The organism is Rubidibacter lacunae KORDI 51-2 (assembly GCF_000473895.1).
Classification (GTDB): Bacteria; Cyanobacteriota; Cyanobacteriia; order Cyanobacteriales; family Rubidibacteraceae; genus Rubidibacter; species Rubidibacter lacunae.
Genome location: NZ_ASSJ01000041.1, coordinates 68,314 through 89,313, shown reverse-complemented (window position 1 = coordinate 89,313; position 21,000 = coordinate 68,314). Strand labels below are relative to the sequence as shown.

The 21,000-nt window shown below is 55.6% G+C and carries 18 protein-coding genes, 1 tRNA gene and 1 pseudogene; 10 read left to right on the top strand and 10 right to left on the bottom strand.

Annotation, left to right across the window (positions count from 1 at the left end):
• Positions 1–79: 79 nt before the first annotated feature.
• The 3 genes from KR51_RS07300 to lpdA all read right to left on the bottom strand — a co-directional run bounded on the left by KR51_RS07300 (position 80) and on the right by lpdA (position 2,779).
• Positions 80–346, bottom strand: a complete 267-nt coding sequence (locus tag KR51_RS07300; protein WP_022606355.1) for a DUF5340 domain-containing protein — start codon at positions 344–346, stop codon at positions 80–82.
• A 30-nt stretch (positions 347–376) separates the two neighbouring features.
• Positions 377–1,264, bottom strand: a complete 888-nt coding sequence (gene trpC, locus KR51_RS07295) for an indole-3-glycerol phosphate synthase TrpC (RefSeq protein WP_022606354.1) — start codon at positions 1,262–1,264, stop codon at positions 377–379.
• Positions 1,265–1,354: 90 nt separating this feature from the next.
• The gene (gene lpdA, locus KR51_RS07290; RefSeq protein WP_022606351.1) at positions 1,355–2,779 is read right to left on the bottom strand and encodes a dihydrolipoyl dehydrogenase; all 1,425 of its coding nucleotides are present in this window, start codon (positions 2,777–2,779) and stop codon (positions 1,355–1,357) included.
• Positions 2,780–3,322: 543 nt separating this feature from the next.
• On the opposite strand from lpdA, the gene KR51_RS07285 reads away from it, so the two are divergent.
• On the top strand, positions 3,323–4,285 hold the full coding sequence (locus tag KR51_RS07285) for a hypothetical protein (protein ID WP_022606347.1): 963 nt from the start codon (positions 3,323–3,325) through the stop codon (positions 4,283–4,285).
• Between the two features lie 194 nt (positions 4,286–4,479).
• On the opposite strand, the gene KR51_RS20165 is transcribed toward KR51_RS07285, so the two are convergent.
• On the bottom strand, positions 4,480–5,571 hold the full coding sequence (locus KR51_RS20165) for a hypothetical protein (protein WP_022606346.1): 1,092 nt from the start codon (positions 5,569–5,571) through the stop codon (positions 4,480–4,482).
• Positions 5,572–6,344: 773 nt separating this feature from the next.
• On the opposite strand from KR51_RS20165, the gene dut reads away from it, so the two are divergent.
• Complete coding sequence (dut, locus tag KR51_RS07265) at positions 6,345–6,782, top strand: dUTP diphosphatase (protein ID WP_022606345.1); 438 nt, start codon at positions 6,345–6,347, stop codon at positions 6,780–6,782.
• A 112-nt stretch (positions 6,783–6,894) separates the two neighbouring features.
• On the opposite strand, the gene ilvD is transcribed toward dut, so the two are convergent.
• Positions 6,895–8,580 (bottom strand): dihydroxy-acid dehydratase, encoded by a 1,686-nt coding sequence (ilvD, locus tag KR51_RS07260; RefSeq protein WP_022606344.1) that lies wholly within the window; start codon positions 8,578–8,580, stop codon positions 6,895–6,897.
• A gap of 332 nt (positions 8,581–8,912) precedes the next feature.
• On the opposite strand from ilvD, the gene KR51_RS07255 reads away from it, so the two are divergent.
• Positions 8,913–9,506, top strand: coding sequence for an alpha/beta hydrolase (locus KR51_RS07255; protein ID WP_022606343.1), 594 nt, complete (start codon positions 8,913–8,915; stop codon positions 9,504–9,506).
• Positions 9,507–9,625: 119 nt separating this feature from the next.
• The gene (locus tag KR51_RS17410) at positions 9,626–10,390 is read left to right on the top strand and encodes a GUN4 domain-containing protein (RefSeq protein WP_022606342.1); all 765 of its coding nucleotides are present in this window, start codon (positions 9,626–9,628) and stop codon (positions 10,388–10,390) included.
• A gap of 159 nt (positions 10,391–10,549) precedes the next feature.
• On the opposite strand, the gene KR51_RS07245 is transcribed toward KR51_RS17410, so the two are convergent.
• Both KR51_RS07245 and hpf read right to left on the bottom strand, forming a co-directional pair.
• Positions 10,550–11,731: a transaldolase gene (locus tag KR51_RS07245; RefSeq protein WP_022606341.1), complete on the bottom strand. Its 1,182-nt coding sequence runs from the start codon at positions 11,729–11,731 to the stop codon at positions 10,550–10,552.
• A gap of 525 nt (positions 11,732–12,256) precedes the next feature.
• A pseudogene (gene hpf / locus KR51_RS07240) lies at positions 12,257–12,829 on the bottom strand (ribosome hibernation-promoting factor, HPF/YfiA family); the annotation flags it as partial.
• Between the two features lie 581 nt (positions 12,830–13,410).
• Here hpf and lipB point away from each other — a divergent pair.
• Positions 13,411–14,091: a lipoyl(octanoyl) transferase LipB gene (lipB, locus tag KR51_RS07235; protein WP_022606339.1), complete on the top strand. Its 681-nt coding sequence runs from the start codon at positions 13,411–13,413 to the stop codon at positions 14,089–14,091.
• Between the two features lie 5 nt (positions 14,092–14,096).
• On the opposite strand, the gene KR51_RS21220 is transcribed toward lipB, so the two are convergent.
• Positions 14,097–14,336 carry an MEKHLA domain-containing protein gene (locus KR51_RS21220; protein WP_408638091.1) on the bottom strand — a complete coding sequence of 80 codons (240 nt, stop codon included), beginning with the start codon at positions 14,334–14,336 and terminating at the stop codon, positions 14,097–14,099.
• Positions 14,337–14,566: 230 nt separating this feature from the next.
• Between KR51_RS21220 and KR51_RS07230 the strand changes: the two genes are divergently transcribed.
• Together KR51_RS07230 and KR51_RS07225 are read left to right on the top strand one after the other, a co-directional pair.
• The gene (locus KR51_RS07230; RefSeq protein ID WP_022606338.1) at positions 14,567–15,109 is read left to right on the top strand and encodes an NYN domain-containing protein; all 543 of its coding nucleotides are present in this window, start codon (positions 14,567–14,569) and stop codon (positions 15,107–15,109) included.
• 99 nt (positions 15,110–15,208) lie between these two features.
• A tRNA-Glu gene (locus tag KR51_RS07225) sits at positions 15,209–15,281 on the top strand.
• A gap of 502 nt (positions 15,282–15,783) precedes the next feature.
• Here KR51_RS07225 and KR51_RS17405 read toward each other — a convergent pair.
• Positions 15,784–16,140, bottom strand: a complete 357-nt coding sequence (locus tag KR51_RS17405) for a hypothetical protein (RefSeq protein ID WP_022606337.1) — start codon at positions 16,138–16,140, stop codon at positions 15,784–15,786.
• A gap of 471 nt (positions 16,141–16,611) precedes the next feature.
• On the opposite strand from KR51_RS17405, the gene KR51_RS07215 reads away from it, so the two are divergent.
• From KR51_RS07215 to aroA, 3 genes are all read left to right on the top strand, one after another.
• The gene (locus KR51_RS07215) at positions 16,612–17,613 is read left to right on the top strand and encodes a LysR family transcriptional regulator (protein ID WP_022606336.1); all 1,002 of its coding nucleotides are present in this window, start codon (positions 16,612–16,614) and stop codon (positions 17,611–17,613) included.
• A gap of 193 nt (positions 17,614–17,806) precedes the next feature.
• Positions 17,807–18,880 (top strand): anthranilate phosphoribosyltransferase family protein, encoded by a 1,074-nt coding sequence (locus KR51_RS07210; protein ID WP_022606335.1) that lies wholly within the window; start codon positions 17,807–17,809, stop codon positions 18,878–18,880.
• 145 nt (positions 18,881–19,025) lie between these two features.
• Entirely contained in the window at positions 19,026–20,384 is a 1,359-nt protein-coding gene (aroA, locus tag KR51_RS07205; RefSeq protein WP_022606333.1) for a 3-phosphoshikimate 1-carboxyvinyltransferase, read from the top strand.
• 362 nt (positions 20,385–20,746) lie between these two features.
• Here aroA and KR51_RS07200 read toward each other — a convergent pair whose 3' ends face one another.
• Positions 20,747–20,986, bottom strand: a complete 240-nt coding sequence (locus KR51_RS07200) for a hypothetical protein (protein ID WP_022606331.1) — start codon at positions 20,984–20,986, stop codon at positions 20,747–20,749.
• Between the last annotated feature and the right edge of the window lie 14 nt (positions 20,987–21,000).

Genomic DNA, 21,000 nt, shown 5'->3' with positions numbered 1-21,000 from the left:
GTCAGATAAAGTTGCCCACACTCCAAAAACTGAATGAGAGCGGCTGGGGCGGATGCGCTATGGAAACTTGGAGCACACCTCAGGAGGGCTTCCGTGGCAATACGCGGGGGATTTCGGTAATCAGGTCGCTGTTAAGCGACCAGCGGTAGTCTACTTGGTTTTGGGCTTGTTCGCAGGTGGCTTCAATTTGCTTCTGCTGTGCGAGTGCTTTGCGGAGCGTCACGACCAATTGGCGTACTTGGTCGCGCAATAGCGGATTGCGATCGCTGGCAGGTAAAGTCTGTCGCTCTAAAAGCTGCAGTAGCAGCTCGTAATGCACGTGGGAGGGTAGAGGCAGCGGGTTCATGGAACGTTCCTTCGCGTGGGCCGCGTTTGCTTACAAGCCAAACAGACTGGCAATGTGGCGGGCAGAATCGGGCGCAGCGAGCAACGACTCGCCGATCAGGACCGCATCGGCACCGGCCCGACGGACGACTTGTACGTCGGCAGCAACGTGCAGACCCGATTCGCTAACGATAGCGATACCGCGTTCTCGCAATTGCTTGCCGCGAGCGAGTAGCAGATCGCGCGTCGTCGCAACATCCACCGAAAAGTCTTCAAGATTGCGATTATTGATACCGACCAGCGTAACTCCATCCACCCCCAAGACACGATCGAGTTCGTCGAGCGTGTGGACTTCGATTAAGGGGGTCAGGTGCAAGCTGCGGGCAATTTTGACGAAATACGACAGATCCTTGTCATTCAGAACGGCTGCAATCAGCAGAACAGCATCGGCTCCATGTAAGCGCGCCCACATAATTTGATACGGATAGATCAGGAAGTCCTTGCACAACACTGGCAACGCTGTTGCTTGGCGCGCGGCAATCAGGTTTTCGAAGCTGCCCTGAAAGAACTGTTCGTCGGTGAGGACCGAGAGGCAGCTTGCCCTCGATCGCTCGTAGGTTTGGGCGATCGCGACGGGATCGAAGTCGGCGCGGATCGTCCCTTTGCTAGGGGAAGCTTTCTTGAGTTCGGCAATCAGTGCCGGTTGCGTTTTGCCCGCCTGCAGCGCGCCGAGGAAGTCGCGGACGGGTGGAGCACTTTGCTGCACCCGTCGGCGCAGGTCCGGCAGCGGTAGGCGCTCCCGCAGGCGCTCGACTTCCTTTTCCTTTTGCCAGACGATCTTTTCAAGAATGTTGCGCGGCTCGGCGTCGGGTAAGGCCACTTGGTAAAGCACCTCGCCCGTATTAACGCCGGAACCGACCGGACGGCGGCGAATTTCCATGTTCGAAATATGACGGCGATCGATATAGACGGTCGTCCAGCGCACGGGCTGCGACTGGCCCGCTGGCTGAAAGTTAATACTGCGCGGGCATCAGGCAGCGCGCTTGTAAGCTTCGTCCAGCACTTCCGAGAGCGTCGGATGCGTGTGGACGGTGAAGGCGAGATCGCGCACGGATTGGCGGGCGGCGATCGCGTTGGCGGCTTCCTGAATTAAGTCAGAAGCGTGAATGCCGATAATGTGCGCGCCGAGGATTTCCCCGGATTCCTTGCGGTAGATGACCTTGGCAATACCATCGGGTTCGCCTTCAGCGAGGGCTTTGGAGTTGGCCTTGAAGTACGTACGCACCGAGCCGACGGCAAAGCCTGCTTCCGTGCCGAGGGCTTTTGCCTGTTCCTCGTTCAGGCCGACGTAGCTGATTTCCGGATGGGTAAACGCTGCTGCTGGAATGCTGCGATAGTCGATCGCGCGGTCGTTACCGAGGATGTTTTCAATGGCCGCGATGCCTTGAGCGGAGGCGGCGTGGGCGAGCATCATCTTGCCGGTCGCGTCGCCGATCGCCCATAGGTGGGGAACGGGTTCGCCATCGAGCAGCACGTGCATGCGATCGTCCACAGGAATGAAGCCCCGGCGATCGGTTTGGACGCCGACGGATTCCAAGCCGAGGTTTTTGGTCGCGGGAATGCGACCGGTTGCCACCAATGCGGCATCGACTTCAATGACGTCTTTGACGTCTTTGGTTTTGGCGTCCGCAAGTTCGATGACTACCGGCGAACCGGGCGTGACTTTGAGAGCAAGGGTGCCGGTATGGGTTTCGATGTCGCGCGGCTCGATCAGAAGGCGTTGGGCAATCCGGGCGATATCGCGATCGAAGCCGGGCATCAAGTTATCGAGGGCTTCGATCATGGTGATTTCGCAACCCAAAGCGGAATAGACGTCCGAGAATTCCAGACCGATGTAACCGCTGCCGATAATGGCGACCCAGTCAGGCAGCCAATTGAGTTTAACGGCATCGTCGCTGGTGTAGACTGTCTTGCCGTCGATTTGAATCCCCGGCGGCACGAACGGCGTCGAGCCAGTACTGAGGATGATGTCGCGGGCGGTGACGATCTTTTCGCCTTCCTCGGCCAGCACGGAGAGCTTTTGCGGTCCGAGTAATTTACCCCAGCCGTGGATGGTTTCGACTTGCAGGCGCGTGAGGCTGCCCGTGAGGTCGTTGCGAATTTTGCTGACAAGATCGAGGGCGTGGTCGGCGATCGCCTGGCGATCGAAGCTGACGCCACCGACACTGATGCCGAGGTTATGGAGGTGATGCCGATCTTGCAGTTCGCGCACGCGTCCGGAAGCTGCGAGCAGGGCTTTGGAGGGAATACAACCGCGATTGACGCAGGTGCCGCCCATGTCCTTGGCTTCGATGATGGCAGTTTTGAGTCCTTGCTTGACGGCGTGCAATGCCGCACCGTGGCCGCCGACGCCCGCCCCGACAATCGCGAGGTCGAAATCAAATTCCTGAGTCACGTTTTAGCTCCTGTGCATGGCTGGAAAGGCTCGGCCGCTGCCGATGGCGGCACGGTCGCAACGGTTGCCGCCGGCAGCGTCTCGCCAGCCCGACTGGCTTTCTATGATACGAGAGTATCGCGTGCAGCCCAACTGACGGAGATGGCGAGGAGATCGTGCGATCGACCAGAGAACATCAACACACTTGCATTTAAAGCACGAGTTCGAGCGGTTGACGTTAGACATCCATCTGCACGAGCAGGTTTCTCCACAGCAAGTTAGAGCTTTTTGAAAAGGGTCCAGCTGAGTAGCAGACTACCCCGAGTCACCCGCAGAAAAGCCCCGAAAGTCCTGTTCCCCCGTAGTGAGATACCTGCCTAATTTCGCACAACTCGACTTTTTTAAACAGCCTCTAAAATGCTTCTCAAAGAAAACTTGCAATTTTATATTTTCTAACTTGACTCGGCAACTAGCGAGGTAGCTATGGTAGAATGCATTGCAAATTTATTGCATTTTCCATATTGACTTTAAAAGACTCTTTCGAGCATACCGGTTGAAACCTCGATGATGACAAACTCAACACATGTTGAATTTCACGATATTGCGGTCAAGCTTTACACGCATGTAGATCGAAATGCTCCGACGTTCCATCACGATCGTTCGCACTGGTTCAAGTCAAAATTCCGCCTTATTTTTCGCGGAGTCGAGGACTTTCTCCTGGTAGGAGATGATGTGACGATCGTCTTGGTAGGCGGATTTCGGCTTCTTCTCAACGACCGCTCAATTTACCAATACATTGATTGGAGTTCTAAGACCAGTACTCTAGCTGGAGTTGAGTTGCACGAGCTGAATTCCGATGACGAACCTGTCACCTGTTGGACTGTTTCGTTAGAGGAGTTGAAAGACGTGGCAAAAGAGCGCCCGATTCTCGATGCTCACGAGAAAGATACCCAAGAGGGGACTGGCAATAGTAACGATGGCATGCCCTCTAACAGTGAGTTCGAGCAATGTGGGAAACTGCATGGCGAGCAAGAACTTTCCGATCGGTCGCGGGCATCAATGCTTGGGAAGTATGGTGAAAACCCCAGCACTTCCTCGGATTCAAGGCGTGCTCGACCAGTTGTTTTTACCTTTCAGACAACTTCTGACAACCATCCACAGAATCCATCTGTCACAAGAGAACCTGTTCGAGATAAAAACAACGAATGTGATGCAATCGAACCTTCAGAATTCGAGTGGGAGTCCCCCGACGAAGATCGTGCTCGTTCGGCAAAAGTAGGTTCGGAAGACGTTAATGCTGGTTTAGAGCAGCCAGTCGAAGTTGTTTGCTCTGGCACTGATAGTAGTCATAGCTCTTACACTGCCATTTCTCACCTTAATGTGAGATATTTGATTTTACTTGGGAGTGCTGTGGCCGTGGGAGTTGCAATTCTATCAATCTGGCTTTTGGGTCAGTCTCCTCCAAAATCTTTCGAGGAAGCACCTCTACAACCGGAGGGGATTTCGATCTTAGGGTACCTCGATTAATTCGCTCAAGACCGAAGGTCGGCACCGCAGCACGGGCATTTCAGCCGCCGGCTCGCCACAATCCGGCGATTTTTCGAGGTGACCCTTATCAAAAGTTTCTACACAACCTGTTCTAGATTGCTAAAATTGTGGGAAACAGAAGTCCGAGTTCGTCTTACAGTCAGACATTGGAGCGAATTAAAATTGCATCTTGCCTATCTAGTAAGGCTGGGATCGACTCTCGTGAGATGGTTAAGCAATACTTGGCGAGCAGTTTTGTGATCGCCTTCAGGAGTCAGGTTACACATCCACCATAGAACGCTGCTTTGATAGCATCTCGGCCGGTCGGTCGCAACTAGCCGACTGAGGTGCTCGCAGTTCCAACCGGTCAAGGTGTATTCCCATTCAGAAAAAACATGAAGAGCATGTTTTAATCTTGCGATCGCTCGTTCTGGTTCAAAGGCTATGTCGTCGATACCTTCAACAAGTCCTGCATTCTCTCTTTCAAATACACGCAATCCTTGACCCGTATCAAATATGTGTGTATCTGAAAGACCGATCCCGTAGTGCCAGAATGGGTCGGGTGGATTCTGCCAACTGAGCAAACGTCCATAGCGCTCGCTCGATGGATTAGCAAAAAGATCGATTGCTTTTACTGCCTCCTCGACTTTAGGGCAAGTAGCCCCTAAAAGCTCTTGATTCTTATGCAAGGACCTGGTTAGTTGGCGGGCAGACTCGACTACTTCCTCAACTTCATCGTTTGACAACTCTGAAGATGCTCGTCTATTGACAGTAGACAAGTCTATGTGGCTTTGGAAATTCTCGGGCTTGCTTATGCAATCATTTATGCGATTGAGGATACCTTGACGCATCCCATGTTCGATTGAGTACTTCCTTTCTCGATGCTGGAATATTGAGATGGAATCTAAAAAGAGTGTGGTTGCTGTGTAGAGGAGCTTCAATGAGTGCAGGGAGTTTACTGCAGTCAATTGGAGAGCTAATAACCGAAATTGAGAGCTAATCACTCTAGCTCGATCTCGGGTTAAGCCGTGATCGGCATAGTAGTAGCCCATAGCTTCTGCCATGTACTGGGCGTGCTTGGCCGCATCTTGAATCTGAGCCTGCACCTTTGCTGTAGGAGACAAGAATTTCTCCATCAACAACTCCATTGCTAGTCGATCGCGGATGCTAGAGTTATCGATAATTGAGATCTCTTGCCTTCTCTGCTCGTATTTTATGCGATCTTCTTCGTGAAGCTGAGTAAGAAAATCGCTAAGAAGATTTCCACTTAAGTGTGGTCTTTCCACTATGGCTCCCCCAATCTATCAATAGTCTAGTTCGTTTGTCTCTTGCGCCCTTCAAAGTCCAGTCTGCCATCACATCGACGCCAGAACTCATCACGCTTGGCTTATTCTGTTTCCCACTGCTCGACTTTTACAGCATGGCGTTCCTACGCGCGGCCTCTAAGTCTTCTTTCAGCTTATTAGCAACCGCTTCACGAGCTTGACTGACATTTTTCACCTTCCCTGGAATCGGTGAGTTAAGGAGATCGGGAGCAAGACTGTGAGAAGAGTCTAGCAGCTATTGCACCACTCTCACCTAACCAATTTCAATTGTCCGCTAACGCCCAAGACAATTGGCCTTTTCGCCCGCTTGGACTAGCTACACAGACCAGCAGGACACCGCAACAGATTCTTGTAGCATCATGCCGGTATGAGCAGGGCAGAAAACCTTTTGCCAAAAAGCCAGGCCAGGCTTAACAACGTATTGGTCCGGACTGCTTGTATCTATTCTTTGGTTCGTGCAAAATTCTGAGGTTGGTGCAAAATGTCAGATAGCACCTTATACCAACTTTTGGAAGTGCTGCGGTAGATCGTAGCTCTGGAACCTTTATTCTTAACGATTGTTTTCCTTGTCTGTCTTAGGCATTGTGCAAATTGGTATTAACTCAGCATTAAAAAGGCTCTGGTCGGAAGGAAAGTGTTCGATCTCCCCACTGACAAGCCATTTCTCAGGGAGAATCGAGGCAATGCCGCGCTTGCGTGTCACAATCGGGACGCCAACTGTCGAGATCGCCCTCATGAATGTTGCGACCCTCAAGGTTATGAAATTGCGCCCGGACGCGCGGCTACCGCGCTACGCCCACCCCGACGATGCCGGTCTCGACCTCTGTGCCGTCGAAGCCGCCGAGATTCCGCCTGGCGCAACGCAGCTCGTTTTGACAGGCATTGCACTGCAACTCCCGCTCGATACCGAAGCTCAGGTTCGATCGCGCAGCGGACTAGCGCTAAAGCACGGTGTTGCCGTACTGAATTCGCCTGGGACGATCGATGCCAACTATCGCGGTGAAATCGGCGTCATCCTGATCAACCACGGACGCGAACCGTTTCGCATCGAGCCGGGCGCGCGCATCGCTCAACTCGTTGTTGCCCCGATCGCGCGCGTGCAAGTGGTACCCGTCGAGCACCTCGACAGCAGCGATCGCGGCTCGGCAGGCTTCGGTTCGACAGGTATTTAGGACGAAGAATGAGCAGCGAACGAGATCGGGCGGGCGGCGACCGGAGGCAATCGTCGCAAATTGATGATGCCTGCAATCTCCTCGCGCTTGCCAGGCCGATTTGATTGTGGCTCTAGTAGAGATCTAGATCGGTGACCGCTCCCAGGCTGCTCGACGACACGAGTTTGGCGTATTTTGCCAACACGCCCGTCTCGTAGCGCGGGGCTGGTGGCTGCCACTTGGCGCGACGTCGCTCTAGTTCTGACTCCGAGACGTCTAGGTGCAGGGATTGAGCGTTGGCATCGATCGCGATCGTGTCGCCTTCCTCGACTAGGGCGATCGTCCCGCCCACGGCTGCCTCGGGCGCAACGTGACCGACTACCATGCCGTAGGTGCCGCCGGAAAAACGCCCGTCGGTAATCAAGCCAACCGAGTCACCCAGTCCCGCACCAACGATTGCCGAGGTGGGGGCGAGCATCTCGCGCATACCCGGTCCGCCCTTTGGACCTTCGTAACGGACGACGACAATATCTCCCGCCCGAATCTGCCCGGCCAAGATCGCGTCGAGGCAGTCTTCCTCGGATTCAAACACTCGTGCCGGCCCCACGATCTGCGGTGTCTTCACGCCGCTGATCTTTGCAATCGCGCCTTCCGATGCCAGATTGCCCTTGAGTACGGCTAGATGTCCTCGGGCATACACTGGCTTGTCCCACGGTCGCACCACATCCTGATTGGCTGGCGGTTCCGATGGCACGTCTGCCAAGACCTCAGCAATGGTCTGGCCGGAGATCGTCAGGGCATCGCCGTGCAGCAAACCCTGCGCTAGCAACATCTTCATGACCAGCGGAATGCCACCTGCTGCGTGCAGGTTGGTCGTCACGTAACGTCCCGATGGCTTGAGATCGCACAGCACCGACACTCGTTGTCTTAGCGTTTCGAAGTCGTCTAGGGTTAGCTCTACACCACTCGCCCGCGCGATCGCCAGCAAATGTAGAACCGCGTTCGTCGAACCGCCCACCGCCATGACCACTGAGATCGCGTTCTCGAAGGCTTGGCGCGTCAATAATTGGCTCGGCAAGATCTGCTTGCGGATGGCATCGGCCAGTACGAACGCAGATTTCTCCGCACTGTCGGCTTTCTCGGCATCTTCCGCTGCCATCGTGGACGAGTAAGGCAAGCTCAAGCCCAGCGCCTCGATCGCCGACGACATCGTATTGGCCGTGAACATACCACCGCAAGAGCCGACACCGGGACAGGTGTGGCGTTCGATCTGTAGGAGTTCCGCCTCGTCTATGCGCCCAGCACTGTGCTGCCCGACGGCCTCAAAAGCACTGACAACTGTCAGGTCGCGACCGTCGTAGTGTCCGGGCTTAATCGTGCCACCGTAAACGAAAATCGCCGGAATGTTCAAGCGCGCGATCGCGATTAGAGCGCCGGGCATATTTTTGTCGCAACCGCCGATCGCGAGCACGCCGTCCAGACTCTGACCGTTGCAGACAGTTTCGATCGCATCGGCAATCACTTCGCGCGAGACCAGGGAATACTTCATCCCCTCCGTGCCCATGGAGATGCCGTCGGAAATCGTGATCGTCCCGAACATCTGAGGCATCGTGCCGGCCTGACGCAAACTGGCTTCCGCACGCAGAGCCAGATCGTTGATGCCAGCGTTGCATGGTGTAATCGTGCTGTACCCGTTGGCGAGTCCGACAATTGGCTTGCTAAAGTCGGCATCCTCAAACCCAACCGCGCGCAACATGGCGCGGTTGGGCGTGCGCTGCGGGCCGCTGGTAATGATTTGGCTGCGGCGGTTGTCTGGCATGATTCCTCCCTATGGGCATATCCGCGGGTGTAAAAAACTAGCCTGTCCGATCGGGGAGCGAACCTGCCGGGCGATCGCGCGGTCCAATTGCGCGGTCGGATCGATCTCCGCAGCAAGGGTTCTGCCTATCGGGAACATCTCCCGAAGATCCTACACCAGCAATAGAAGCGATCGTCGCCCGGTCAAAACGGCGCAGTCTTCTGAGAAAACGATGCGCCATCGGCCGGGTTGGTCGCTCCTATATTGCGGGCACGTGCGTTCTCGGCCGAGTCCCGGTTTTTATCTCCGTTCACTCTCACGCGGCCGGTCCCCGGTCGGCAAAGGTCGATACTATGTTGCGTCACTGCTTACAACGCCTGCATGCCCGTCATCGGTTCGGATCGCTCGGACTGCTGGCGATCGCCGCGATCGCCGTAATTACCGCACCGCGTCCGGCGACGGCTGCCGAGATTCTGATCTTTAAGATTTCCTTCCTGCGCGAGTCGGTCGAAATTGACGACCTGGCAGCGTTTGCAGCAACCGGAGAAGCGTCGCATTCGCTTGAGTCCTACCTTCGCCAGGGCGGCAGCAGTCCTGAGGAGCTCAAAGCACTGTTAACAACGCCGATTCCCGCCGTAAGTCTCGACTTGTACCGGCAGCTTAAAACCCCCGTCGGCGAATTGGGCTTGCAGCAGATCTCGCGCTACGTCCACACGCCCGACGACAAAGCCAATGTTCAATCTATGCGCGCTGCCCTCGTCGGGTCGGTCTTACCGGATGACGAGTTCACCATTCTCGAGGTACTCCAGAACTATCCCACCCGCGAGGTCCACATAGAAGGCGATCGCTTGCTGGAGTTGCTGGAGTTGCTGGAGCGCTTGAACGCGATCTCCACCTTCACGAACGAACTTGGATTTCCAGTGCCGGCTCCGTTTGGATTTCGATGATTGAGACCTAAGCTGAGGAGCGATCGCGCGCGCTCCCCAAATATTGGCTTGCTGGAGAAATTAAGATGCTCGGTGGCGTCGCAACCGCCGCGATCGCTATGGGCTAGACTGACCCCATCATGAATGATTGCGATCTCCGACATCACTATGCGACCTTCGGATTGGGTGCGTTTGGGGATCTGAACAAAGTACCGCCGATGTCTAACGAATCCGAAACGGATCTCCAACCACTAGTTCGATCGCTCCAGCAAGAGCTAAAGCAGTTGCGCGAGGACCAGCAGTTGCTGCGATTGGAGTTCGATCGGCTCCGCAACCATACTTTAAGTGGAGGACGAGCGGGACAACCGCTATCGCCCCCTGTGCTGGAGCCAAATGTGCCGCCAGTGGCGGCAGCTCCGGACCACAAGAAAACCGAACCCGATCGAACGGGGGGCAGTCGTTACTCGCGGCTGCGCTCGTTTTTAAGCGATCGCAAGTGGAAAGATGCCGACGAAGAAACGCGGCGGGTGATGCTCGAAATTGTCGGACGCGAGCAGGAAGGGTGGTTCGACCTCGATTCGATCGAACAGTTTCCCTGCGACGAGTTGAGAACGATCGACCAGATCTGGGCACAGCTCACGCGCGGGCGCTTCTGCTTCAGCGTGCAGAAACGTATATGGCTAGAGGTCAATCGGGACTACTTTGCTTTCGGCGAGCGTATCGGTTGGCGCGAGAACGATCGCTGGCTGACTTATCCACAACTGGCTTTCCACAGCAATCCCAATCCGCCGGAAGGTCACCTGCCGGTATTGCGCGCGAGTGGTGCTTTGTTAGGTGCGGGCTCGGGCATCGGGACGTTTCGGTTTTCATCGCTGGCAAGTCGCATGATCAAATGCAATCTTTGAGACGAGTGCGTCACAGGGCAGGATCTGTAGCCTTCTCCACTTAGTTGGCGCAATACCTGCAAATAAATTTTGATGTGCTCGGCAGCGCTCAGCCCTGCTGCTTGCCTTCGCGGACGAGGTTCAAAGGAGTTTGAGGACCGCAGATCGCGCTCGAGTGGCTTAAGATGCAACGGCGAAATAGGCCGCACCCAATCCTGCCCGCAACTCCTCGGGCGTGATCTTACCGTCGTGGTCTTTGTCTAGTGCGTCGAAGACGATATCAGTGCCCAACCATTCCTCACGCGTGATCGAACCATCGCCGTCGAGATCGTAGGTGCGGAATAACTCCTCTGCCGCGTGGGAGATGGCCGAGCTGCCTTCCAAACGCGCCAGTCGTTGCTCCAACAAAGTTTCTAATGCTTCTAGTGCCTTAGAAAAGCCGCTAATGCCCTCGGATAGTTTGTCCGACGCCATGCGATCGCTTGCATGCATTTCATCGAAGGTCGCTTTATCGACTGAAATCTTTTCCAAGCCCATCTCGGCGGCTTTCGCCGGATCCAGCTTGCGCGGCAAATTGCACGTTGTTACCCGTAATTGGTCGAGAAGCTTGGGCGAGATTGTCAGCAAGTCACATCCAGCCAACTCCGAGATCTCGCCGATATTGCGGAAGCTCGCACCCATCACTTCTGTGGAATAGCCAAACTTCTTGTAATAGTTGTAAATTCGCGTGACCGACAGCACGCCCGGATCTTCCTCTGGGGGATAAGAATCGCGTCCGGTATCTTTTTTGTACCAGTCAAGAATGCGCCCGACGAAGGGTGAAATCAGCGTTACACCTGCCTCGGCGCAGGCAACGGCTTGATGAAAACCGAACAACAAGGTCAAGTTGCAGTGAATGCCTTCCTTTTCTAAAACCTCTGCTGCACGAATACCTTCCCAGGTTGCCGCAATTTTGATCAGCACGCGATCGCGTCCGATACCGTTTGCTTCGTATTGCGAAATGAGGTATCGAGCCTTCTCTAGGGTTGCTTCAGTGTTGTAGGACAGGCGTGCATCTACTTCTGTCGAAACGCGACCGGGAACGATCTGCAAAATCTTCAGCCCGAAGGCCACGGCTAAGCGATCGAACGCCAGTGCTGCAACTTCCCGTGCTCCGGAATTTGCTCCCAATTCCCCACGTGCACCCTCGAGCGTTTCGTCGACAATCTCTTGGTATTGCGGCATTTGCGCGGCAGCCGTGATCAGCGATGGGTTTGTGGTTGCGTCGCGCGGCGTAAACTTTTCGATTGCCTGAATATCACCTGTATCTGCCACAACTACCGTTACGGCACGCAACTGTTCCAGCAAATTTTGTTGACTCATAAGACTCTTTAACTTCTGTAAAAAAGCACGAGAGCACGTGACGAAATCGCAGGTAATTGCCACGCTCGATTGCAGGTTTAGCAGAACAGCGGTCGATCGAACAGCTATAGCCTAGCGACTAAGCGATCGCCTTGCTCCGTAAGCAACGGCACCGACTAGTTCGAGACAACACTGTTATAGCAGTTGAGGAGCTACTTCGGATAGTTCAAGTCTGCAACAACGGTGTGTCGGAACTCCCATTCTGGAGATTGTCCCGACCAGCCTTTGTGTTTCTATCTAGCAGACCTTCCCGAGGGCGATCGCGCTAGAAAACAACCTCCGGCCGCACGACCGGAGGTTGCCAAAAACAAGGGGACTCGCGAACCTTGATAAAGACTGAGCGTTCGCTCAAACTTGTGCCGGTGGCAACGTATCGCTGATGACTTCCATGTCGAAGTCTATGGTCTCGCCTGCAGCCGCATGTCCATTACCGTTAAGAGCGCTGCTGCGGACGTGGCGATCGGCATGGTTGCCATGTGTGTGACCGTTGCCATTGCGCGGCTGAATGACGCCGTACCCCCCGTGATTGCGTTCGTAGATAACGTTTATTTCGTCCGTAGTTTCGTTCCGAAAAACGAAGAAATCGTGATCGACTAGTTGCAGCTGTTCCAGTGCATCGGCAACATTCATCGGGGGCATTGCAAAGTACTTGGTCCGCACGACTTCAGAGGGCAGTTGCGGTTCGCGATTGCCGATCAGCGTTTCAGCAACAGAATCGGTTGGTACGGAAGCGCTTGTCTTTCCCCCGTGAGCGATCTTGGCAAGATTGCGCTCTTTGTACTTTCTGAGTTGGCGGGAAATCTTATCGGCAGCCAAATCGATACTGGCGTATAGGTTCCCGTGATCGACACAAGCGCGAATTACTTTTCCATTGGCACGAACCGTTACTTCTGTAATGTGCTTAGCTTCGATGCGTGGGTTGCGCTCTACCGAGAGGTTGACATCGACTTTAGATGTCATGCCCTGAAAATGCTCGATCGCGTGGTGCATTTTCTTCTCGATGTGGTCGCGAACGGCGGAAGTAACGTTGACGTTCTTGCCTTGGATGGAAAATTTCATATTCTCTCCTCGATCCTTCGCGCATTGCAAGCGTTGTAAAGAGAACGGAAACAATCGATAGAGCGACTCCAAATTGACGAGCATCAAGCTTGCATCTGCCGCAAAACCGCACTGCGGCTAATTAGGTTAGTAATCGCTTGGCGGTTTCTACCGAGAACCCATCTGCAATAGACTCTGGGAAGTGCTCTTTAATTTTCTGACAAGGGCTACTGAGTACTTTTAGTCCCAGTCTTCTCGCAATCTCGCCATTCCTTGCGGCGAACTTGTTGGGATGCGAGGCGACGAACGGTCAGTTACCAACTGGCTGCCGGACTCGTGTCAAAGAGGTTGCGCACAAGAGGCTTTAGCACTGCTCTTAGGAAGACGGGCTCGATCGCGATACGTGCAATCGGGAATATCGACAAAGCTTAGGATGGTCTACTAGGGTGCCGACTGAATTTGAACGCTCTAACTCTGTTTCTGTAACCATAGCCTAGCACTTGGTGTTTTACACGACATCGGCTACTTCACCTATCGTTAAACTCGGCGATCGCAATGCTTAACTCATTCGCCCGAAGCGGTCGCGTGTCCGCGTTGCCCTCGTGACTGCTCCCCGCTGCTGCTGGCTGGTCAACCTCGGTTGCGTGCCCTATCGCGCGGCATGGCAACTGCAACGCGATTTAGTCGTGCAACGGCTGGTTAATGCCAGTCTGCCCGACGTGCTATTGCTGATGGAGCACCCGCCCGTCTACACCCTTGGTACTGGGTCTAGCAAGGACTTTGTGCGGTTCGACCCCGACCGAGTGGATGTCGAACTGATCCGCACCGAACGCGGTGGAGAGGTTACCTATCACTGTCCGGGTCAACTAGTCGGTTACCCCATCCTCAACCTGCAGTATTATCGCCGGGACTTGCATTGGTACCTGCGACAGCTAGAAGCCGTAGCCATTGATGTGCTCGATAATTACGGGTTGCGCGGCGAACGGGTGCCTGGACGAACGGGGACGTGGGTCGACGGCCGCAAGTTGGTTGCGATCGGGATTAAAGTGCGGCGATGGATTGCCATGCACGGCTTCGCCCTCAACGTTTGCCCGGACCTCAGCGGCTTCGCACGCATTGTTCCCTGTGGAATCGGCGATCGCCCGGTAGGCAGCGTTGCGCAGTTCGTTCCCGAGGCTAGCGTGGAGTCGGCAAGGCCCCTCGTTGCGGCTGCATTTGCAGGGGTTTTTGGCGTGCAATTTGTATCTGTTGCAGCCCAACAACTTTCGGTGCCCCACCCTTGAAATTCCTAGACAGCCTCACTGGGTAGATTGCAGGTGGGGTCAATCTCGATAGGTCGCTGCTTGGACTGTATACGACCCAGTGGGCAGGTTAAATTCCAGGCGAGGGCATTTACGATGCGGAAGCGACGCCTCGTTCCAGACATGCGATTTCCCGCGTATTCTTTAATAAAGACTTTTGACGCTTCCTCGGTCAGGAGTTTGCTCGGGTTCTTCTCTAATGGGGGGCTCTGACGCAGAATGCCCAACCAAACCGTGTTGCCGGGTGTCTTGTTTTGAGACTGGGTATAACGTCAGGCCTTTGGTGAATGAGGCGATAATCCCTACGGAAAGGGGGCTGTGGAACTATTATCGGATGGCAGCCTGAGCAAGCGAGGGAGATTTCTAGCAGAGGTTACATTTAGCTGAATTTTTCACAACAAGTCTCATTAAGGTTAAAGATAGCACCACAATTTGACTTCTGTAGTCGCGATGTAGTATGGATACCGATTTCCGCCGACCACTATTGCTCGTTGATGGCTACAACATCATTGGAGCCTGGCCCGAACTCCAGCGCGAGCGCGATCTGGAAGCCTCACGGTACCGACTGATCGAAGAGCTGGTTGACTACAGTGCGGCCTGCGATTTGCCCACGCAAATCGTCTTTGACGCTCAGATGCAGCGAACGCCAGGTTGCTGGGAAACCCATGGAACCCTGTTGGCAGCGTACTACACCGCCTACGCTCAAACTGCCGACACCTACATCGAAAAAGTCTGTGCCAGCTATGCCCGACTGCCGGAATACGCTCGCAAACCCTTGCTTGTCGCTACCTCCGATCGCGCCCAGCAGCTAACCGTGGGGGGTTATGGCGCGCTGTGGCAGTCGGCAAAGCAGCTCGGACAAGTCGTCCGTCACACCCAGCAGCAGACGCGCTCTCACCAGAAGCCGCGCAGCACGCGCGGGCGATCGCTATTTCACTCCCTCGATGCAGCAGCTCAGCAGCGGCTTGAGCAAATGCGCGAAGGCAAGCGCGAGAATTAACCATCCCAGCAAGCTGTTTGGTTATTTAGGTTCGGAAACGCAAGTGGAGTTGACACTCTTTCACTCGTTCGCTACATTAAGAAACGTCGAAAAAAACAAGCCCCCATCGTCTAGTGGCCTAGGACACCTCCCTTTCACGGAGGCGACAGGGATTCGAATTCCCTTGGGGGTATTGGCGGTAGGGCACTGACTTCGATAATGTCAGTGCCTTTTTGCGTTCTAGCTAAATCTTTTGAAAACCGCACTCGTGCCTGGGGAAGCTGTCGGTATTTGCCACAGGTCATTGAAGCTAACGCTATCAAAGGTAACTATTGCAATCGATGCCAGGGCTAACAGCAAAGGTTCTCGAGCCTGCCCAATTCAAATTCATCGGCAATTGCAGCGGCGCTCGGCGATCGCTCAGATCTCGCCAATGCATGTCTTCCTATCACGACCGACTACACCAGCGAGTCGGTCGCCTATCGAGCTCGCGCTAAAGATAAAATTCCCCGGGGATCGCACCCGATCTTTGGCAATCGCCCAAGCCCACTGAAATAGCTAATTTTAATAAACGAGGAGAACTCTTCTTTTCAGCAGCTGGCTGGCCGATTGCTGGAGTCGAATTTTAAGGCTCTCTTCCCCGCAGTAGGCAGATTTCGTTGCTTGCCAGCTGCCCCTAGATCCGTTCGGGAGGACTAGTCTTCTGGATCGTCCCAAGCATCGACAATCCCATCGATGAGTAGATCGATGTCGTCGCTCGATGCAGCTGCCGGGATATCGTTAATTTCCCAGCCGACCCGCAGTTGATGAGATGGAACGAAGCGTTCCCATGGCAACAGCACTGGCTTAGAACTCAAGATGATGTGCGCGCGATGGGTATCCTGCCGCACGGCAACACCTCGACTGGACTCGGCACGTGCAGGATAGATGTCGTAGCACTGCTGGTAAAGCTCGCGAGCAAGGTGCAGCGTCATCGGATCGACTAGAACGGGCAGTTCGGCGTCTGACGCGGTCGCAATCTCAGTAGTGGGATCGGTGGGCTGTGGCTGCATGGCTTGTCTGTACCAAGGGTTAAAAAAATCTTGCGGGCAATCACCGGACTGCAAGCCGTTCTGACTCCGTTGAGGCAACTGCAACGGTTCTGGGGCCCCGCTAGTGACTCGGTAGTTCCCAAAAGCGCTTCGGTATTTTACGAGTGCCTCGGCAGCAAAATGTTCCTAGGGAAATAGTCTCCCCCCGCGAGCGCTGCCTTACTGCAGCGAGTGCAATAATCTGCCATCAGGTTGCTAAAGCCGATGGCTGCGAGCGCAGAATCACATTCGTTCGGGGAAAGCACGGATATCCATAACGAGTCGCCTAGCCGCTTTGCCATTGTTCCCAATTGCCATGAGGTGCGCGGTCATAGGCTGCAGCACCTCCCAAGCGATCGCCTAAACTTCCTCAGATGGTTGTAGCGCACTGTACTAAACAGGCTGCTCGGATCGGCTAATGTTAGCCAGATGTAACCCAAGCTACATCTGGTTATGCGGATCGAGCAGCTTCAAGCATTCTTAGCCGTCGCAGAGACTGGCAACTTCGGTCAGGCAGCACAGCAGTGTGGCGTCACGCAATCGACAATCAGCCGCCAGATTCAGTCACTCGAGACCGATCTGGGTTTGCCGCTATTTCATCGCACCGCCCAAGCAAAGTTGACGGTGGCCGGGGAGCGCTGCTTGCCCCGCGTCCGCAAAATTTGCCACGAGTGGCAAACAGTTTCTGAGGAACTCAGCGACTTGCTGGCGGGGAAACAACCGGAGCTGTGCGTTGCTGCCATCCACTCCGTGTGCTCTTACCATTTGCCACCGTTACTCCAGGCATTTTGCCGCAACTATCCGCACGTGCAGTTGCGCGTAACCGCTCTCGGTAGCGATCGCGCACTCAAGGTGCTGCGAGACGGCTTAGTGGACATCGCGATCGTCATGAAAAACCCATTTTTGGCGGCGAGTGCCGAAATGGTCGTCGACGTACTGTTTGAGGAGCCGATCGAGGTACTGATGTCGGCAACGCATCCGCTGGCCCAGCGCTCGGAACTCAGCCAAGAGGAGCTGGGGCGCTACCCGCACGTTGTCTTTAAAGACGGCTATGGGATGCAGCGATTGGTTGGGGATTGGTTTGCCGGTTGCAATTTGAAGCTACAGGCAGCTATGGAGCTGAACACCCTCGATGCTTTTCGCGGGGTCGTGCGTCAGGGCAAAATGCTGGCACTCCTGCCGCGTTCGGCTTTAGTGGAAGCCCGTAACGATCCGACGCTCGCCATTCGGACAGTGACGCCCGCTGTTGCCGTCGAACCGGGTAGAACGGTCGGCAGCAAGAAGACTCAACTGCCGCTCGTCCGTCAAGTGGTGTTAGCCACAACCCGCGATCGCCTTCAGATTCCTCCGATCCAGGCATTCCGCCAACTGGTTCTCCAGAACGGCATATCCGCACCGGCCGATCGGTCTCCGGCCGAGCAGCCAACCAACACTTCACTCCGTCGAGTTGGCTAGCCGAAGCATTACAACATCAGAGTGCAGAGCAGTCAGTTATTGTTTCAGTGGTTGTATCGATCGGCTAACCGACTGACTGGCTGGCTGCGCTACTTTCAGCATGTCAAACAGGGAATCAAAGCCACTAGCTATCGGACTCGATACCATAACGAGACGACCGCATGGCGATCGCATTATTTCGAATAGTTGGGGTATGGGACGGGACACACCAAGTAAAGTCGAGCAATTTCGCGAACTGTTAAAGAAAGTCGGCAGCGGCACTCACACCAGCGAAGCCCTGACGCGTGCTGAAGCGGCTGCCGCGATGCGCATGATGCTGAAGCAAGAAGCAACGCCCGCGCAAATCGGGGCATTCCTGATCGCCCATCGCATCAGGCGCCCGGCGCCAGAGGAATTGGCGGGCATGCTAGATGCCTGCAGCAAGCTAGGACCTCATATCGCGCCGATCGCCTCAACGCCGGTGACCGTGTTCGGGGTGCCATACGACGGGCGCGCACGCACGGCCCCAGTCATGGCGGTGACAGCTCTGTTATTGGCAGCAGCAGGGGTGCCAGTGTTACTGCACGGCGGCGATCGCATGCCGACAAAGTACGGGTTGCCGCAGGTGGGGATTTGGCAGGGCTTGGGGGTAGCATTCGCGACGCTGTCCTTGGCACAGGTCCGAAAGGTCTTGGTTGAGACGGGCGTGGGCTTTACCTACTTGCCCGTGCAGTTTCCCCAAGCCGCGCAACTCGTCCCCTACCGCGATGAAATCGGCAAGCGGCCGCCGCTGGCAACGCTGGAGTTGGTGTGGTCACCTTACGATGGCGCAACTCGGGCGATCGTGGGTTTCGTCCATCCGCCGACCGAGGGGTTGCTTCGCACGACATTGGCCCTGCGCGGCGCGCCTGCACTGACCACCGTGAAGGGTTTGGAAGGCAGTTGCGATTTGGCTCGCAGCCGACCGGGCATTGTCGGGGTAGTGCGAGCAGACGGCAGTTGCGATCGCCTGACCCTGCACCCACACGACCACGGACTCGGTGGCTCGGACGCCCCGCTGGAGGCCCCGGAGATCTATTGCGCCCAACTGCGTGCGGTGCTGGAGGGCAAAGCGAGCGCACTAACGACTGCAGCGATTTGGAACGGCGGATTCTATCTCTGGCACTGCGGCGTTTGTACGGATCTGGAAACGGGCTTTGCTAAAGCCGAAGCCATGCTGAAAGATGGAGTAGCGGCGGGTAAGTGCGAGCAAGTGGCGTTTGCCTGCCGGGATGCGATCGCTTCCTAATGCGATCGACAGATGCTGCTGCGATCTCACCATAAGGAGATTGGCGATCGCCCGATACATGCTTGCAGACTGGCAGCTTGATAAGATAATCGAGCTTCGATCGCCCGCAATGCTCCATTAATCGCTACTGTTTTGAGCTGCTTTTATGCCTGCTGCATCCCTTCCAATTGTTGAGGTGGCGACAAACGGCAATCGCCAGACACTAACGATAAACCGTCCGTTTGCCGGGCTCGCGCTGCACGCAACCCTCGCAGTACCGGGCGACAAGTCGATCTCTCACCGGGCATTGATGTTGGGCGCGATCGCGTCAGGAGAGACGCGCGTGCGCGGTCTGCTGTTGGGGGAAGACCCTCGCAGTACGGCACTCTGCCTGCAAGCCATGGGAGCCGAGATTTCCGGGCTAAATGCATCTGAAGTGGTCGTGCGCGGGGTCGGAGTCGGCAACTTGCAGGAGCCGGCAGACGTTTTGGATGCGGGCAACTCCGGCACGACACTGCGATTGCTGTTGGGGCTTTTGGCATCTCAGTCCGGCTGTTGTTTTACAGTGACGGGCGATCGATCGCTGCGATCGCGACCGATGTCGCGAGTGGTGATGCCATTGCGAGCAATGGGCGCGCAGATATGGGGTCGTCGGGGAGACACGCTTGCACCGCTGGCAATTCGAGGACAAGTATTGCAGCCGCTGCGCTACGAGTCGCCGATCGCATCGGCCCAGGTGAAGTCGTGCGTGTTGCTGGCAGGGCTGGCAACGGAGGGCAAGACGACCGTGGTGGAACCGGCGCGATCGCGCGACCATACCGAACGGATGCTACGAGCGTTCGGTGCCGAGGTGCGAGTAGACCTGGAAGCACATAGCGCGACGGTGACGGGTCCGACGCAATTGCGGGGGCAAACCGTAGTGGTGCCAGGAGACATTAGTTCGGCGGCGTTTTGGTTGGTGGCAGGCGCAATCGTCCCGGATTCGGAGCTGCTGGTGACGGGCGTCGGCGTGAATCCAACCCGGACGGGCATCTTGGAAGCGCTGGCGCTGATGGGTGCGGATGTACAGCTTCTCAACCAACGCGAGGTGGCTGGCGAGCCGGTTGCGGACGTTCTGGTGCGGACCAGTCAGCTCCACGGTTGCAAGTTGGGGGGGGCGCTGATCCCGCGTCTCATCGACGAAATTCCAATTCTGGCAGTGGCAGCAACGGCGGCAACGGGGAAAACCACGATCGAAGATGCGGCAGAGTTGCGGGTGAAGGAAAGCGATCGCCTGGCAGTGACTGCCTCGCAGCTGGCGCGACTGGGCGCGCGGATAACAGAGCTGCCGGACGGTTTGGAGATCGAAGGGGGCGCGCCATTGCGAGGAGCAGAAGTGGATTCCTTTGGCGACCACCGCATTGCAATGAGCTTGGCAATCGCGGCGCTGCTAGCGAAGGGTACGACGACAATCGGCGGTGCGGAAGCCGTGGCGATATCTTACCCGGAATTCATAGCGCAATTGCAGCAGGCGTGTGGGATGTAGGCCCTGACCGACTCAACCACCGTACATGCCGACTTAATCACTATGGGGCCACTCGATTCATTCGCTCAAGACTGAAGGTCGGCACGGCCGCATGAGTATTTCTGCTGCCAATACGCTAAAGCCTCGCAATTTCTTGCAATTTAGCTCGCAATTTTAAAGAGTTTCTCTATGGATTTAAAAAGGCTTGATAGTTCTGTTTCCGAGCGAGCTGCGCGATCGCAACTAATACCGCCGGGTTTAGGATTCGTGCGCTCAGTCTAGCGCACGTCGAACTCGCGTTCCGGGATCCGAAACGCGAGTGACTTCTGGATGCCTGATAGACAAGTGGCTGAGAACACAGCACGAAAAATGCTCTGCGTGGGTTACGCCGTCGTTGTCGAACCGTCGTCCTGAGGCGGCTTTTGACCTTCCGGTGGCACGTACTCTGCAAGCTTAGTTGTTGGGCGAGCCAGGGCCGTAGTAGTGGTGCGACTGTCGCTGGACAGGCGCTGGACGAAGGAAGGAACGTACTTTGCCTGCAGCAGTGCGACTGCGAGGGTGATGCCAAAGAAACAGCTAACGGCGAGGATGCTTCCTAATTGAATCGGTCGGAGTGCAATCATTGCGAGTACCTTCA

Coding starts and splice junctions, on each gene's coding strand:
- KR51_RS17410 (WP_022606342.1), top strand. CDS start 9,626: ATGAATGATTGCGATCTCCGACATCACTATGCGACCTTCGGATTGGGT.
- dut (WP_022606345.1), top strand. CDS start 6,345: ATGAATGTTGCGACCCTCAAGGTTATGAAATTGCGCCCGGACGCGCGG.
- KR51_RS17405 (WP_022606337.1), bottom strand. CDS start 16,140: ATGCAGCCACAGCCCACCGATCCCACTACTGAGATTGCGACCGCGTCA.
- ilvD (WP_022606344.1), bottom strand. CDS start 8,580: ATGCCAGACAACCGCCGCAGCCAAATCATTACCAGCGGCCCGCAGCGC.
- KR51_RS07230 (WP_022606338.1), top strand. CDS start 14,567: ATGGATACCGATTTCCGCCGACCACTATTGCTCGTTGATGGCTACAAC.
- KR51_RS07210 (WP_022606335.1), top strand. CDS start 17,807: ATGGGACGGGACACACCAAGTAAAGTCGAGCAATTTCGCGAACTGTTA.
- trpC (WP_022606354.1), bottom strand. CDS start 1,264: ATGGAAATTCGCCGCCGTCCGGTCGGTTCCGGCGTTAATACGGGCGAG.
- KR51_RS07285 (WP_022606347.1), top strand. CDS start 3,323: ATGATGACAAACTCAACACATGTTGAATTTCACGATATTGCGGTCAAG.
- KR51_RS07200 (WP_022606331.1), bottom strand. CDS start 20,986: ATGATTGCACTCCGACCGATTCAATTAGGAAGCATCCTCGCCGTTAGC.
- KR51_RS07245 (WP_022606341.1), bottom strand. CDS start 11,731: ATGAGTCAACAAAATTTGCTGGAACAGTTGCGTGCCGTAACGGTAGTT.
- KR51_RS07300 (WP_022606355.1), bottom strand. CDS start 346: ATGAACCCGCTGCCTCTACCCTCCCACGTGCATTACGAGCTGCTACTG.
- KR51_RS07255 (WP_022606343.1), top strand. CDS start 8,913: ATGTTGCGTCACTGCTTACAACGCCTGCATGCCCGTCATCGGTTCGGA.
- KR51_RS07215 (WP_022606336.1), top strand. CDS start 16,612: ATGCGGATCGAGCAGCTTCAAGCATTCTTAGCCGTCGCAGAGACTGGC.
- aroA (WP_022606333.1), top strand. CDS start 19,026: ATGCCTGCTGCATCCCTTCCAATTGTTGAGGTGGCGACAAACGGCAAT.